The 14,542-nt window shown below is 51.7% G+C and carries 14 protein-coding genes; 7 read left to right on the forward strand and 7 right to left on the reverse strand.

The window, feature by feature from the left end:
* Positions 1 to 187: 187 nt before the first annotated feature.
* Positions 188 to 1,120: a LysR family transcriptional regulator gene (locus ACTUHY_RS11990; RefSeq protein ID WP_442827880.1), complete on the reverse strand. Its 933-nt coding sequence runs from the start codon at positions 1,118 to 1,120 to the stop codon at positions 188 to 190.
* A 124-nt stretch (positions 1,121 to 1,244) separates the two neighbouring features.
* On the opposite strand from ACTUHY_RS11990, the gene ACTUHY_RS11995 reads away from it, so the two are divergent.
* From ACTUHY_RS11995 to ACTUHY_RS12005, 3 genes are read left to right on the forward strand one after another with little or no spacing between them, the layout of a single operon-like run.
* Complete coding sequence (locus ACTUHY_RS11995; protein ID WP_442827881.1) at positions 1,245 to 1,547, forward strand: UxaA family hydrolase; 303 nt, start codon at positions 1,245 to 1,247, stop codon at positions 1,545 to 1,547.
* Positions 1,548 to 1,559: 12 nt separating this feature from the next.
* Entirely contained in the window at positions 1,560 to 2,720 is a 1,161-nt protein-coding gene (locus ACTUHY_RS12000) for a UxaA family hydrolase (RefSeq protein WP_442827882.1), read from the forward strand.
* 30 nt (positions 2,721 to 2,750) lie between these two features.
* Positions 2,751 to 3,971 carry a dicarboxylate/amino acid:cation symporter gene (locus ACTUHY_RS12005; RefSeq protein WP_442827883.1) on the forward strand — a complete coding sequence of 407 codons (1,221 nt, stop codon included), beginning with the start codon at positions 2,751 to 2,753 and terminating at the stop codon, positions 3,969 to 3,971.
* Between the two features lie 41 nt (positions 3,972 to 4,012).
* Here the strand turns inward: ACTUHY_RS12005 and ACTUHY_RS12010 are convergent, their stop codons facing one another.
* On the reverse strand, positions 4,013 to 4,912 hold the full coding sequence (locus tag ACTUHY_RS12010) for a hypothetical protein (RefSeq protein WP_442827884.1): 900 nt from the start codon (positions 4,910 to 4,912) through the stop codon (positions 4,013 to 4,015).
* A 173-nt stretch (positions 4,913 to 5,085) separates the two neighbouring features.
* Here ACTUHY_RS12010 and ACTUHY_RS12015 point away from each other — a divergent pair, with 173 nt between their 5' ends.
* Entirely contained in the window at positions 5,086 to 5,616 is a 531-nt protein-coding gene (locus ACTUHY_RS12015; RefSeq protein ID WP_442827885.1) for a nitroreductase, read from the forward strand.
* 39 nt (positions 5,617 to 5,655) lie between these two features.
* Here ACTUHY_RS12015 and ACTUHY_RS12020 read toward each other — a convergent pair whose 3' ends face one another.
* Positions 5,656 to 6,486 carry an EFR1 family ferrodoxin gene (locus tag ACTUHY_RS12020; RefSeq protein WP_442827886.1) on the reverse strand — a complete coding sequence of 277 codons (831 nt, stop codon included), beginning with the start codon at positions 6,484 to 6,486 and terminating at the stop codon, positions 5,656 to 5,658.
* 193 nt (positions 6,487 to 6,679) lie between these two features.
* Here ACTUHY_RS12020 and ACTUHY_RS12025 point away from each other — a divergent pair, with 193 nt between their 5' ends.
* The 3 genes from ACTUHY_RS12025 to ACTUHY_RS12035 are packed head-to-tail and all read left to right on the forward strand — an operon-like array spanning position 6,680 to position 9,031.
* Positions 6,680 to 7,255, forward strand: coding sequence for a GNAT family N-acetyltransferase (locus ACTUHY_RS12025; protein WP_442827887.1), 576 nt, complete (start codon positions 6,680 to 6,682; stop codon positions 7,253 to 7,255).
* Positions 7,256 to 7,268: 13 nt separating this feature from the next.
* On the forward strand, positions 7,269 to 8,099 hold the full coding sequence (locus tag ACTUHY_RS12030) for an oxidoreductase (RefSeq protein WP_442827888.1): 831 nt from the start codon (positions 7,269 to 7,271) through the stop codon (positions 8,097 to 8,099).
* A gap of 11 nt (positions 8,100 to 8,110) precedes the next feature.
* A complete protein-coding gene (locus ACTUHY_RS12035) occupies positions 8,111 to 9,031 on the forward strand; it encodes an AEC family transporter (RefSeq protein WP_442827889.1) in 921 nt (306 codons plus the stop codon).
* 225 nt (positions 9,032 to 9,256) lie between these two features.
* Here ACTUHY_RS12035 and ACTUHY_RS12040 read toward each other — a convergent pair whose 3' ends face one another.
* The 4 genes from ACTUHY_RS12040 to ACTUHY_RS12055 form a co-directional block, all read right to left on the reverse strand.
* Positions 9,257 to 10,198: an alpha/beta hydrolase gene (locus ACTUHY_RS12040; protein ID WP_442827890.1), complete on the reverse strand. Its 942-nt coding sequence runs from the start codon at positions 10,196 to 10,198 to the stop codon at positions 9,257 to 9,259.
* A gap of 146 nt (positions 10,199 to 10,344) precedes the next feature.
* Positions 10,345 to 11,907 (reverse strand): nitrite/sulfite reductase, encoded by a 1,563-nt coding sequence (locus ACTUHY_RS12045; RefSeq protein ID WP_442827891.1) that lies wholly within the window; start codon positions 11,905 to 11,907, stop codon positions 10,345 to 10,347.
* 520 nt (positions 11,908 to 12,427) lie between these two features.
* The gene (locus ACTUHY_RS12050) at positions 12,428 to 13,567 is read right to left on the reverse strand and encodes a mandelate racemase/muconate lactonizing enzyme family protein (RefSeq protein ID WP_442827892.1); all 1,140 of its coding nucleotides are present in this window, start codon (positions 13,565 to 13,567) and stop codon (positions 12,428 to 12,430) included.
* Between the two features lie 18 nt (positions 13,568 to 13,585).
* On the reverse strand, positions 13,586 to 14,542 hold a 957-nt coding region (locus tag ACTUHY_RS12055), incomplete at its 5' end, for an SLC13 family permease (protein ID WP_442827893.1).

Genomic DNA, 14,542 nt, shown 5'->3' on the forward strand with positions numbered 1-14,542 from the left:
AAGGTGTAGAACCAGTATCGTGCTGGATATAGAAACGAATATCTTATCGTTAGCAGATTAGGGTTTGTACCTTCAAAAAATTTGCTTGCAAATTTCTCATTCGGCTCGAGACTCGAGACCCGAGACCGAGCCGCTATGTGGCTTATGAGACCGGGGGTGTTGCACGTAACGTGCAACACCCCCTTTTTTATGGCTTCAGCAGCTGGATGAAGGCCCGGACGGAATAGGGGGTGAACTCCTTGTCTGGCAGCAGGGCGTGGAAGGAGCGTGTGAAATCGGCTTCGGCAATCTTGAAGAACAGCAGATCTTGACTGGTGGGGCCGACCATGGCATCGCTGACAAAAGTGGCTGCCAGTCCGTGCTCTGCCAGCCGTTGGGCTGTGGCCAGCTGGGAAAGCATCAGTTTGATATGGGGCATGAAGCCGGCTTTCTGGAACAGGGCCTGACACCGTTTATAAAGGTTGTTTCCAGGAGTCAAGAGGATGAAGGGCAGATTTTGGAACTGGGTGATGGAAACGGTGGGGGTCTCTGTTTTTCGGCTGCAGCCGGCTCCTATATCCTGGACGGACAGGGCATAGTTCTTTACATCTTCTGCCAGATCGGCTGATCGGGGGACTGCCAGCAGGATCTGATCTTGGAAAGCCGGATAATGGCGGGTATGCTTTCGGATCACGACGGAATCACAGCTGAAGGTCAGATCCAGCTCGTCTTTTTCCAACAGGGTCAACAGCGTGTCCGAGGCTTCTTCAATGAGCTGGAGATGGATCTTTGGGTATTTCTGTACATAGGCAGTGAGCAGGTCCGGAATTTGGTAGGACAGGAGATAATGACTGCCTCCAAGGGTCAGGGTCCCTGTCTGGAAATCCCGCAGCTCTTGGACTTCCCGATCCAAATCGTTTTCCAGCCCGTGCATCTTTTTGATGGTCTTCAAATAGAGTTCACCTGCGGGAGTCAATTGTACAGGACGGCGATTCCGTTCGAAAAGAGGCATGCCGATTCGAGCTTCGATTTTGCGCAGGGCAATGCTGAGGGCTGGCTGGGTGATGAATAACTTTTCTGCAGCTCGGGTGAAACTGCCTTCCTGGTAGATCGTATAGATATAATCGTAAGCTGTTTTCATAATCAGACTCAATATTATAAAAAAAATTAATGAAAATATATATATGATAAATTAGATTATATAACAAAAAAATGATATTGTAAATGCAAGAAAAGTCAAGAAATTTCACAAGGGGAGAAAAAGCATGAAAATCAATGGACTGTTGATGGATGACCGGGACAATGTGGTCACCTGTGTGGCTGAAATCCATAAGGGAGAACAAGTGGTCTATCGGAAAAACGGACAGGAAGAAAAAATCGAAGCGCAGGAGAACATACCCTTTTGCCACAAGATTGCCCTGGAAGACTTTCCAGAAGGGAGCGAGATCTTCAAATACGGGGAACTGCTGGGGAAGACCAATGTTCCCATTGCCCGGGGCCATTGGGTGTCTGACAAAAATATCTACAGTGTGCCAAGAGATTACGACCAGGAATTTGTCAAGGAATAAGGGGAGGACATTATGGAATTTTGGGGATATAAGAGAAAAGAAGGCAGAGCAGGCATCCGCAACCACGTTCTGATCCTGCCCACTTGTGCTTGTGGCAGTGAAACGGCCCGGATCGTGGCCAGCCAAGTACGGGGGGCTGTGAACATTGTGTTCAATACCGGATGTTCCGATGTGGCCGCCAATACTGCCATGTCCCAGAAGGTGCTGACCGGTTTTGCCTGCAATCCTAATGTGTATGGGGTGGTGATCATCGGTCTGGGGTGTGAGACGGTCCCCCATCTGAAACTGAAGGAAAAAATCCAGAGCATGACCTCTAAGCCCGTGGTCTCTTTTGGCATCCAGGATGAAGGCGGTACCCTGAAGACCATTGAAAAGGCAGTACGGGCTGCTCGGGAGATGGCAGCAGAAGCGGGCAAACAGCAGAAGGAACTATGCAACATCTCCGAGCTGCTGCTGGGAATCGAATGTGGCGGCTCTGACGCTACCAGTGGCATTGCCAGCAATCCTGCAGTGGGCGAACTCAGTGATCTGCTGGTGGACTTGGGGGCTTCCACTATCATGAGTGAATCCATCGAATGGATCGGTGCAGAACATGTGCTGGCCAAGCGGGCAGCTACACCCCATATCCACAACCAGATCATCCAGATCTGCAAAGATTATGAAGCTCATCTGATGGCAGCTGGACAGGATTGTCGGGCTGGACAGCCCACACCGGGGAACAAGGCCGGCGGACTTTCTACCCTGGACGAAAAGAGCCTGGGCTGCATCCGGAAGGGCGGTACCCGTCCCATCGTAGAAGTGCTGGAACAGGCAGCACGGCCATCCTGTCAAGGCGCCATTGTCATGGATACCGCCGGGTATGACATTTCTTCCGTAACCTCCATGGTGGCTGGTGGCTGCAATGCAGTGATCTTCACCACTGGTAGAGGGACTCCCACTGGCAATGCCATTGTACCAGTAATCAAAGTGACGGCGAACGAACGGACCTATCAGAAGATGGAAGACAACATGGATGTGGATCTCAGCGCCATTATCCGAGGGGAGAAGACCTTCCAGGAATGTGGCAAAGAAATGCTCCAGGTAATCCAGGATGTGTGCAACGGAAAAATGACCAAAGCGGAAGCGTATGGATTCTCGGATATCGCAGTGGACCATGTGTGCCGGTTCGTTTGATGCACAGGTAGGAAAGGAGCGGAATAGAAAATGGGTTTTATCTTTAAACCATGGAATCGTCTGAGTCTGTTTACCCGGATTATGATCGGCTTTATCCTGGGCATTGTCCTGGGTCTGGTCCTGGGGCCCCGTGCCGAGGTGCTGAAGCCGCTGGGGACCATCCTGACCAACCTGCTGACCATGGTAGTGGCACCGCTGGTGTTCACCCTGCTGGTCTGCGCTGCGGCGGATGTGGGGGATGGCAAGCGTCTGGGCCGGATCGGTATCAAAACCGTCATCGTCTTTCTGGTCAGCACGGCCCTGGCTATTGTTTTGGGCCTAGTGGTGAGCAATATGATGGACATTGGCGCCGGGGTGGAACTGAGCAACGTGGCAGCGCCCCAGCCCAAGGGCCAGGCACCGGCTTCTATGCTGGATACGGTCATCAACATCATCCCGGTGAACATCTTCGCTTCTTTGGCCAAGCAGAACCTGCTCCAGATCATCTTCTTCGCCCTGATCATGGGGTTTGCCCTGCTGAAACTGGGCGATAAGGGGAAGGCCCTGCTGGACTGCTGCCGGGCCGGCCAGGAAGTGATGAAGGAAATCACCAATATGGCCCTGGAATTCACTCCTTACGGGGTGCTGGGCCTGATGGCTTCGGTAGTGGGGAAGAATGGGACGGCCATCCTGATCCCGTACATCAAGACCATCGGGGCCATGTACCTGTGTGCAGCGGTGTATCTGCTGGTGGTCCAGGCGGTCCTGATGGTGGGGGTCTTTGGCCGGGTGAGCTCGGTGAAGTTCCTGCAAAACATGAAGGAAGCCATCACTTTCGTCTTTGCCACCTGTTCCAGTGTGGCTACCATTCCGCTGAACCTGGCCTGTGTGAAGAAAGTGGGCGTGGATGAGGAAACCGCCAACTTCGTCATTCCCTTCGGGGCGGTCATGAATATGAACGGGACGGCCATCTATGAAGCGGTAGCAGTGGTGTTTACGGCCCAGATCTTTGGGGTGGATCTGAGCTTCACCCAGCAGGTGATGATCATGCTGACGGCTACTCTGGCCTCCATCGGTACCGCTGGCATTCCCGGCTCCGGTCTGGTCATGCTGACCATCGTGCTCAGCTCCGTGAACCTGCCCATGGAAGCCATCGGCCTCCTGGCCGGCATCGACCGGATCCTGAACATGGCCCGCTGCGTGCCGAACATCGTAGGGGATGCAGCCACGGCAGTTATCGTGGCTCAATCGGAAGGAACGCTGAAAAGATAAAAAAGAAAAGGTTGTTGCCTGGGCAACAACCTTTTCTTTTTTTATTCCGCTGTTTTTGCAGTCTTTTCCACTGCTGCCGGCAGGGTCACTTCTTTGCCCTGCTGGTAGTCGAACTGGAAGGCGATGACCAGGGTGGAGCTGCCTAGCAGGCTGGAGAACATCTGCTGCTGCTCCGGCGAGATCTTCTGGGCCTTGGCGGCGGCATCCAGGAAATATCCTCCGGCCGTCTGGAGCACTGGCGTCAGATCCATGCCCAGCCGTTTTACCCGATAGGTCTTTTTATCCAGTACCACCGTGTAGGGGACTTCCTTCACCTGGGCCACCAGAGCTTGGATCCGTTCCCCATCTTTCTGCTTTTTGAATTCCGGGTCACTGGCCATTTTCTGAGCTAGCTTCTGGCCGTCCAGGGTGAGTTCCAAGGTCTTTTCCCGGCCGGTTTCCTTGGCAACTTTGGCGGAAGACAGGTACTGGAGCAGTTCCTTTTCTGCCTTCTTTCCATCTGGATCGGGCAGGAGGGGCAGGGTGTAGGGACGGACCGTCTTGGCCCAGCCCTTGCCGCTGTTGACGTACTGGGTCAGCTGGCCTTTTTCCGCAAAGAAGTAGGCATCCACTGGCTGACCCATGGTCTGCTGTCCGGTGAGCAGGACCAGTTCACCGGTCCCGTGGAGATCCCCGCTGAGCTTTTCCATTCGGGTATTTTTTTTGTCCGTTTCTTCCACCGCATTGCCGGTTAGGGACAGGTTCCCGACCCCGATGGGACTGAACAGGGTCCCTTTCATTTCATACTGGACGTATCTTTCTTTGGCCATGACGCTTTGGGAGCGGACCAGGTCTTTCACCACAGCTTTGTCCACGGGAGCGGCTGCCTGGACCAGGGAACCGGCGGACAGGACCAGCAGCAGGGAAAGGCCGGCTGCTCGGATTTTGGATAACAGTTTCATCAAAGGTTCCTCCTTTTTCCATCAGGATCTGCATCGATTCTATCTTTTTACTATGTCATATCCAGGAAAAATTGTCAAAGGAAAAAGTTTTGAACTTTTCGGGAAGAATGGGATCAACGGGCTGCCAGTATGGTATCATGACAAGAGAAATCATCAGTAAAGGAGAGGATATCATGAACAACGAAGTACTGGAAGCCATGCAGCTGCGCCGGAGCATCCGCAGCTTCAAACCGGATCCGGTGCCGGAAGCTGACCTGAAGGAAATCATCAAGGCAGGGCTCTACGCTCCCAGCGGAAAAGGTACCCAGGATACCATCATCCTGGCCATCACTAATCCGGCCATGGTGAAGCGGCTGAGCAGGCTGAACTGTGAAATCGGAGGTTGGGCACCGGATTTCGATCCTTTCTACGGGGCACCGGCCGTGCTCATCGTCCTGGCGGAAAAACAGCGGCCTACGGCGGTATATGACGGATCCCTGGTCATGGGGAATATGATGCTGGCCGCCCATTCCCTGGGGCTGGGCAGCTGCTGGATCCACCGGGCCAAGGAAGAATTCGACCGGTCGGAAGGCAAGGCCCTGCTGAAGACTTTGGGGGTCACCGGGGAATATGAAGGCATCGGCCACTGTGTGGTGGGCTATGTGGAAGGGGATATCCCCATTGCACCCTTGCGGAAGGAACATCGGGTGTATTGGATGAAGTAAAAAAACTGCTGCATGATTTTTACACATGCAGCAGCTTTTTTAAAATATTTCCGATTCCGCAACCCGCTGGTAATTCTTTTCCAGCATAGCTTTGTGGGACAGGAACCGAGGATCATCGAAATACTTGGCTCCTTTGGGACAATACTTGATACAGGCCTGGCATTTGATGCAGATACCGGGAACTTCGTCAGTGTTAGCTGGATCGATGGATCCCATGGGGCATACAGTGGCGCATTTTCCGCAATGGTCGCACTTCTCCAGATCCGTCTTGGGCTTGGCTTTCAGGAACTTGGCAGGCTGCCCATCTTCACCCAGAGGGATGTAATAGGGAGCTATCGGTGCATCTCCTTTGATCACTACACGTTCCAGAGTGGCTCCACTCCGAAGTCTGGCTTCCACCTGATCCAGCAGCTGCTGGAACTTTTCTTGATCTTCTTTTGTAGGATGGGCTTTTCCGATGGAAGCAAAAGCGTGGGGAGCGGCGAAGGCACCGGCGGCAAATACCCGGAAATCTTTTTTCTCCAGTTCATCTCGGAGTTCGGTGAGAGAACTGTCATAGCTTCGATTGCCAAAGGTGACTAAGGCTACGGCCGGTGTCCGTTTTTCAGGATCGCCGAAAAACAGTTTCTGTACGAAAGGAAGGGCCTTGTTGGGAATGCGACCTGCATAGGTGGGCATGCCGAAGACGACCAAGGTGCCAGAACCAAAGAAATGCAGCGTATCCTGGTCTTTGGGCAAGGTAAATGAGTGGAAATCCAGAGACACTCCTTCTCCTTGGAAGCGGAAGGCCAGCTGTTGGCTGAAAGCACGGACTAGTTTTTCGGTCTGGCCAGTGGGACTGAAAGAAACGGCAGCGATATGATCGATCAATGCAAAGACCTCCCTTTGGGAACCTGAATTTTCTGTGTTTCTCTTCCCATCATAACTTATTTTTTGAAAGAAAGCCAGTCCAAAGCGGTAGATTGCATCATGATCGGGCCGTAGAGTGGGAAAAATTTGCGCCCTGTCTGGGAAATGTCCTATAATAAAACCATCATCTTAGAAAAACAGGGGGGAAATACCCATGAGCAATATGATCATCCGGGAAGCCACAGAAGGTGATGCTGCTGCCATCCGGGCTGTTTATGCGCCCTATGTGGAAAGTACTGTGATTACTTTCGAATATCAGGTACCCAGTGTGGAAGAATTCTGCCGCCGGATCGCCCATACGAAGGAGAAGTATCCGTATTTTGTAGCGGAAGAGGATGGTCGGATTCTGGGCTATGCCTATGCCGGACCTTTTGTGGGACGCCCGGCCTATGACTGGTCGGCAGAACTGAGCATCTATGTGGACCGTACCCTGCGGAAAAAGGGCGTGGGGAACCAGCTTTATGGAGCCTTGCTGGAGGCACTCCGGAAAATGGGCATTTTGGATGTGTATGCCTGCATCGGGTATCCGGAACAGCCGGACGAATATCTGGATTTCAACAGTGCCCAGTTCCATGCCCATCTGGGATTCGAACCGGTGGGCATCTTCAAGAACTGCGGATACAAGTTCAACCGCTGGTACCATATGATCTGGATGGGAAAGAATCTGGCCCCTCATAAAAAGGAGCAGCCGGCTGTCCGGCCCTATCCGGAGGTCCGGGAAGAAAAGTAGAGGAGGGTACAATATGGAACAGCAGGTGGTGCTGGTAACGGGAGCCAGCAGTGGAATCGGCCGGGAAACGGCCATCCTCCTGGCTAAAACAGGCCATGTGGTCTATGGAGCTGCCCGGCGGCTGGAAAAACTCAAGGAACTATCCAAATACGGCGTGATCCCTCTTGTCCTAGATGTGACCAAGGACTATTCCTGTCAGAATGCACTCCAGCAGATCCTGGATCAGCAGGGGACTCTGGATATCCTGATCAACAATGCCGGCTACGGATCCTATGGAGCTGTGGAGGATGTCCCTCTTACGGAAGCCCAGCGGCAGCTGGATGTGAATGTTTTTGGAGCCATCCGGCTGACCCAGATGGTCCTGCCTTTGTTCCGACGGCAGCACCGGGGCCGGGTGATCATGATTTCTTCTATCGCTGGCCGGGTGACCGGTCCTTTCGGAGGCTGGTACCATGCCAGCAAATATGCGCTGGAAGCCTTGAGCGATGCTTTGCGGATGGAAACAGTCGGCCAAGGCATCTGGGTGAGCATCGTGGAACCAGGGCTGGTACGGACCCCCTGGGGCCATATTGCGGCGGATCATCTGGCCGCGGCCTCCCGGCGGGGCCCCTATGCCAAACTGGCGGAGCAAGCAGCTCGGGGAATCCACCGGCTCTATGACAAAAAATGGCTTACCCGTCCAGCCGATGTGGCGAAGACCATTTTCTTGGCTGTGAATGCAGCCCAGCCTCAGGCCCGCTATCTGTGCGGGAAAGATGCCTACCTGCTGCTGGCACTCCGCACCCTTCTGCCCACCGGGATCTATGACCTGGCAGCCCGCTGGGTGATGAAAAAATTAGCGTAGGAGGCGGTGGCATGGATATCTTACGTTTGGGGAATCTGCAGCTTTCCCTGTTCCTTCTGATCTTGACCGGCCTTTTCCTGCGGAAAAAGGAAATCGTGGACGAACCGGGAAAACGCTGCCTGACCGATGTCTGCGTCAATGTGATCATTCCCTGTAATATCATCAAATCTTGTTTGATGCCCTTTGAAGGGAATATCCTGGTCACCTTTGGGCGGATCCTGGCTGCCGGAGCTTTGCTCCAGATGATTTTCATGGGGTTGAACCACTTCCTGTTCAACCGATATCCGGATACCCAGAAAAAGGTGCTCCAGTACGGCACCCTTGTATCCAACAGTGGATTTTTGGGATATCCTGTGGCAGAAGGGGTCTATGGTGATCTGGGGCTTTTCTATGCTTCTGTTTTCCTGATCCCGCTGCGGATGGTCATGTGGTCGGTAGGGACCAGTTATTTCATGCCCTGTCAGGAAAGCCGGAAAGAGGTCCTGCGGAAAGTCTTGACCCATCCCTGCCTGATCGCCGTCTATATCGGTGTGTTGCTTATCGTTACTCAGGCACAGCTGCCGGATTTCCTGATCTTGACTGTGAAATATATCGGCAGCTGCAATGCAGCCATCACCATGTTCATCGTAGGGACCATCTTGGCTGATGTACCCCTCTTGACCATTTTCAACCGGGACAGCATCTTCTACAGCATCCTGCGTCTGCTCCTGTTGCCGGCCCTGGCCTGGGGCGTCAGTATCGTCCTGGGCCTGGATAAGGTGGCTACAGGGATCGCTGTGCTGATGACGGGGATGCCAGCCGGGGCTACGACGGCCATCTTTGCCGCTCGCTATGGCAGCGATGCTCCGTTTGCCACCAAGCTGACGGTCTTGTCCACCTTGCTCAGCATGGTCACCATCCTGTTCTGGTGCGCTGTGCTTCCAGAGCCGTGAAAAAGGGGATGTGAAAAAATGAAGAATCATTTTTTTATATCCCCTTTGGCCTCGGGTCGCGAGTCGTGAGTCGCGGGCTTGTTAGAGCAGCCCGAAAATCCGATTTTCCAGATTTCATTTGATTTTCTCTTATCATTCTATAGAAAAAGAACAAACGGATTGAACGTCCAGGCTCGCGACCCGTGACTCGCGACAGGGGGTGTGAATTTTTTCACACCCCCTTCTTTACAGCGTATCCAAAAAACTCCCCACTGCCCGGGCATACCCTCTGGGATTGTCCATGATTTCATTGGCGTGGCCGGAACCTTCGAAGTAGATCAGCTTCTTATTGGCACTGGTACACTGGGTCATCAGTTCTTCTGCGATATGGGGCGGGATCAGCCGGTCTACATCGCCGTGGAGGAACAAGACCGGTGTGGTCATCCGCTGGACACAGGAGGCAGGATCAACATCCCGTAGGGTCTTCCGGGTATGGTAATACATAGAAGCCTGGAAAAAAGGCTTCAGGACCTCCATCCCGGTAAGGATCCGCTGGTCATCCGTATAGTTCATAAGCTTTTCCTGGCCCAATTCCAGCACATTTCCGTAGGAACTGTCCGCTACATAGAATCGCATCTCCCGGCCCTGAGGGCTTCCTGCATAGATCAGGCTCATGGCAGCCCCCAGGGAGATCCCGTGGAAGCCGATAGAAGTCTTGGGGTCTTCCTGACGGAGCAGGGCTACCCAGCTGTCCATGTCTTCCACATCATGGATACCCCAGTCATTGGTGCTGCCATCGCTTTCCCCATGGCCCCGGATATCCGGCATCAGCACATTGTACCCTTTTTCCAGATAGATCTGGGCATAGGGGACACACATGGTCCGGTTCTGGTATAATCCATGGAGCAGGATGACGGTATCGTGGCTTCCCGAGGGATTTTCAATGTAAGTGCCCCGGAGCCGGGTCCCATCTTTGGAATGGACCTGTACCCGCTCCCAGCCGTATTTCCGTTCCAGGGCGTGGATGGTGTCCAGATCGTCCCGATGGTTTTCGATGGCCAGTAGTTTATCCCAGGGTTGGGTGAACAGCTGCTGATAAGCTGTGTTCCCAGCATAGACTCCTGCCCCAAAGAGCAGCAACAGAGTCAGAAAAACGAGATATTTGATGAAGTTCCAAAGGAAGCGCATTCCTTTTCCGCCTTTCTTTGATGCATACAATACTGAATATACATCATAAGCCGAAGTTGAAGAAAAAGTGGGGCAGAAAAGAGAAAAAAAATGAACAAAAGGGGCTGTGAAGAAATGAGAGATTCATTTCTTCACAGCCCCTTGTCTTAGGCGTACTTCTTCAACAGTTTTAAGAACTCTTCCTCATGATCCGGATACCACTGGGTGAAAGGCATCTTTGCATCTAGCAGGATCTGGTTCAGGTCTAGGAAAAAGCGGGGCAGCCGGGCGGTGGCGATGAGTCCCAGGGGTTCGCTGATCTTTTCTTTCCCGTAGGCGTAGCTGCCCCCGGCGTATACCTGGAAGGCACTGGCCCGTTCTCCGTTCACCAGGGTGAAGGCACCTCGGAAGCCCAGAGCTGCCAGGGACTGAACCGTACAGGTAGAGGGACAGCCGGAGAAATGGCATTTGGGCAGATATCGGGTATCCACTCCTTGTTCCTTCAAGTAGGCGGCAATCCGGGCCAGAGTCCCGTGGGAATCGCACAGGCCCTGCTGGCAGACGGTGGCGCCAATGCAGCTGACGGAATGTTCAAAGGCCGTGTGGGCGGTGTCCTTTTCTGTCAGGGCGGCAATCTTCCGGGCTTCCTCCGCCGTCAGGTTGATGATGTAGCAGGTCTCGTCCGCATTCAGCCGCAACTGGGCTCCTTCCATCTGAGAGACTGTAGCCAGCAGCTGCCGGAATACTTTCATGTCAGGGACCCCACCCAGAGGCTTGTATTCCACATAGTACAGCCCTTCCTGTTTCTGGCTGTGGACCCGGGAATCAGCCAGAACCGTATCGTCTTTCCCGCTTTTGCCAAGTGGGGGGATGGATTCCAGTTCCAGACGAGGGATCCCTTCTTCCCGGCAGCGTGCCACGGCGTCCCGGACAGCCTGCCGGAAGGGGCCTTCTCCCATTTTGGTCAGGATGAACCGGGAACGGGCGGTGCCACGGTGCTGGTAGTCCCCGTATTTCATGTATACGTCCCGGGCATACCCCAGGATGTACCAGGACAGGTCCCGAGGATCCACTTGGGTGTTGATGAGCACCCCGAACCGGCTGCCGTTGACGCCGAAGCCGCCTCCGGCATATACATCGAAAGTATGACCGGGGCGTGCCACGAAGCCCAGATCTTTGAAAGTGGCATGGCCTTCGTTGTCGATCCCGTTGGAGAAGCTGATCTTGTACTTCCGGGGCAGTTTCAGCTCCGGGATCAGGCTGATAACGAAGCCTGCCGCAGCCCGGATGGCCGGGGTCATATCAAAAGGCTCTCCCGGTTCTACACCATGGAGTGGACTGGCTGTGATGTTACGGGGATTGTCTCCGCCGGCTCCGGCACAGTAGATGCCGGCTGCAAAGCAATCTTGGTAGAGTGCCAGAAGCTCTTTTTCCTGCAGATGATGGAGTTGGAGGGCTTCCCCGGTGGTGAAATGGGCCAGGGTGATGTGGTATTTGTCGATGGCCTGAGCCAGGAAGGCCATGTCATCCTGGCTGATGGCTCCGCCGGAAAAACGGAGCCGGAGCATACTGCTGTTGGCACCCCGTTCTCCGTAAGAACCGAACTTTCCGGAAGTCCCTTTGTATTTGCCAGGAGGCAGTTCTTTGGTATAAAATGCATGGGCCGCTTCCTGGAAAACCGGGAACTGACTGCGGATCTTTTCTTTGGCAGTTTCAGAAATCTCTATCAAGGATGGATTCCTCCTTTGTATGGTTGTAGTAAGAGGATGCATAGAATAAGAAAAGCATAGCAAATCAAAACTTATAATGCAATAGAGTGAAAGATAGGGTATGTGTCAATAAGTTCTCGGTAAAAACTTCATCACAATATATTACAGTATAGTTATTCATTCATGGACCGAAAAAAGAGTGTAGTGCACAGGAACATAGGGGTACAGGCAAGGCGCCTCTCGTTTTCGTACCATATTTCAAATCCAGACGCGGTGGAGCTCCTGTGAGGAAGAACGTCCCGGCCTCCCAGAGAGAAAAACTCATCCTGGGTCTGACCTTCCGGCTCCTGGGTAATCGACGTATACCCGCACAGAATGCCTGCAAGGCCGGAGACCAAGAGTGTACAATTTTCACACGTGCAACAGCCCCTTGATTATAAATTTATAAAGGATTATTCATTTTATTGAAAACGATTTTATATTAAGTGCATTTGCGCTTTTTTTCATTTTCAATAGAAAAAATGTTGTTTTTTATATATTTTTATCTGTCAACAATGGAACCGTCTTCATGCCGGAAGAATTTGCCATAGCGTCCAGTAAAGGGAAAAACTTTATCAATATCATCAATGAGTTCAATACCCAGACCTGGTCCATCCGGAATTTGAATATAGCCATTTTTGATGATAAAAGGCTTTTTCATTTCTTTATCCAAACGACAAATGCCTTTACTATCTACCGGATATTCTTGGATTTCAAAATTAGGAATACAGGCATCTAACTGGAGACAGGCGGCGGTAGAAACCGGCCCCAGGGGATTATGTGGAATGACATAAATCTGTCTGGCTTCCGCTAAAGTAGCGATTTTTTTTCCAGCGGTGATGCCTCCTGCTAGGCACATATCCGGACGGATGTAGCAAACTTTGGATTGATTCATACATTCATCAAATTCGTTGATGTTGATGAACCGTTCTCCAGTGGCGACTGGTAAATCAATCTGTTCAATGAGCTTTGTCATTGCTGGACTGTTGTCTGGAATCGGATCTTCATAAAAATAAGGACGGAATTTGGACAAAATCTTTCCACAGGCGATGGCTTCCGCTAGACGCATGCCTCGATGGCATTCAATGGCGATATCCATTTTCCAACCCACTGCGTCTCGAATAGCCTTCAGTTGATTTTCCATCCGGCAGAGTAACTCTGAAAAAGTTTCCCCGCAGCAGCCATGGACATTTTCTGGATGCCCCATGGAATAGCGGATGGCGGTGAATCCTTCTTTTTTCAGCAGCAATGCTTTGTTTGCCAGTTCTTCTGGGGATTCCCCTTTAAAATTTACATAGATTCGAGCTTTGTTACGGACTATGCCACCTAGCAGTTGATAAATAGGAACGTTGAAATATTTGCCTTTGATATCCCACAGTGCGATGTCGATACCAGAAATGGCGGCGGTGACCACAGAACCCCGGAAATGCATACAGCGAGTCAGTCCATCGTAAATATATTCGATATTCATGGGGTCCAATCCAATAAGATGGTGTTCCATGACGTGTATACAGGCTGCGGTAGCCTCTTGATAACACCAGGCTCCACATTCTCCCAGGCCGGTGATACCCGCGTCTGTGTGGACTTTTACAAAGAGGTAGCGTTCTCCGGCTAGAATAGTATCGATTTTTGTGATTTTCATATTGACACCTCTTTTAGATTAAAATGCAGGGAAAATGGACATAACCCAGAAAATATAACCAATACTTAAAATCAAGGAGATAAGCCAGCCTTGTTTTAGTAAGGATTTTTGATCGTATCCACCAGCTGACATGGCCATGGGAATGGCAGGCGTGGCCATAGGGGTCATAATAGATGCCATGGAACCAGAAAAAACCAGCAGGATTGGCCCAATAGGATTGGCACCGATTGCTTGACAAGTCATAATAGCAATAGGAATGAAGATGCCATATACGGCTTTGTTTAGCATTAGTTGAGTAAAGATGAACGCGATGAGAAAAAAAGCACTACCAATGAGATAGCCATTGTGGGAACCGGCTAGCAAAACGGAAATGGTTTTGCCTACGATGGTACCAGCACCAGTGTGTGTTAGAGCGGTGGCCATGCCTAGACATCCTACATAAATGCTGGAAGCGGAAACAGGGATGGCATTTATGGCTTCTTTTTCAGTCAAGGTACCGCAGAGAATCATTAATAGGGCGCCAGCAAATGTAATTTTCCAGTTGTCGATGCCGTGGAACTGCTTGGTTATGAGAAACAAGATTACGCCGAAGAAAATCACAACGCCGCAGATTTCTGAAAAAGGACTAAGAGCTTTTTTCTTTTCTTTTTGAGACATGGTGATGTCAGCATGTATGATGGGTTTATCCGGTGCATTTTTGTATCCGTAAAAATAGGCCCAGAGCAGTGTTACAATGGCTAGAGGCAACCGTGCACACATAAAGTCGATGGGCGACAGAGCATAGTCCGTAATACCGTATCCTTCCAAATACCCATTGAACATGCCAGCATCGGTAATGGCAGCACTCAAGGTAACGTCCATATAATGGTGTAAAAAGATAATTTCATAAAAATGAGCCATATGCTCATCCTTTAGGTATAATGTAAATCGACCAAAACCCACATAATACCGAGGGAGGAAAAACAAATGGCTCAA

The sequence above is a fragment of the Acidaminococcus nyctereutis genome (assembly GCF_052216985.1).
GTDB lineage: Bacteria > Bacillota > Negativicutes > Acidaminococcales > Acidaminococcaceae > Acidaminococcus > Acidaminococcus fermentans_A.

Coding starts and splice junctions, on each gene's coding strand:
- ACTUHY_RS11990 (WP_442827880.1), bottom strand. CDS start 1,120: ATGAAAACAGCTTACGATTATATCTATACGATCTACCAGGAAGGCAGT.
- ACTUHY_RS11995 (WP_442827881.1), top strand. CDS start 1,245: ATGAAAATCAATGGACTGTTGATGGATGACCGGGACAATGTGGTCACC.
- ACTUHY_RS12000 (WP_442827882.1), top strand. CDS start 1,560: ATGGAATTTTGGGGATATAAGAGAAAAGAAGGCAGAGCAGGCATCCGC.
- ACTUHY_RS12005 (WP_442827883.1), top strand. CDS start 2,751: ATGGGTTTTATCTTTAAACCATGGAATCGTCTGAGTCTGTTTACCCGG.
- ACTUHY_RS12010 (WP_442827884.1), bottom strand. CDS start 4,912: ATGAAACTGTTATCCAAAATCCGAGCAGCCGGCCTTTCCCTGCTGCTG.
- ACTUHY_RS12015 (WP_442827885.1), top strand. CDS start 5,086: ATGAACAACGAAGTACTGGAAGCCATGCAGCTGCGCCGGAGCATCCGC.
- ACTUHY_RS12025 (WP_442827887.1), top strand. CDS start 6,680: ATGAGCAATATGATCATCCGGGAAGCCACAGAAGGTGATGCTGCTGCC.
- ACTUHY_RS12030 (WP_442827888.1), top strand. CDS start 7,269: ATGGAACAGCAGGTGGTGCTGGTAACGGGAGCCAGCAGTGGAATCGGC.
- ACTUHY_RS12035 (WP_442827889.1), top strand. CDS start 8,111: ATGGATATCTTACGTTTGGGGAATCTGCAGCTTTCCCTGTTCCTTCTG.
- ACTUHY_RS12040 (WP_442827890.1), bottom strand. CDS start 10,198: ATGCGCTTCCTTTGGAACTTCATCAAATATCTCGTTTTTCTGACTCTG.
- ACTUHY_RS12050 (WP_442827892.1), bottom strand. CDS start 13,567: ATGAAAATCACAAAAATCGATACTATTCTAGCCGGAGAACGCTACCTC.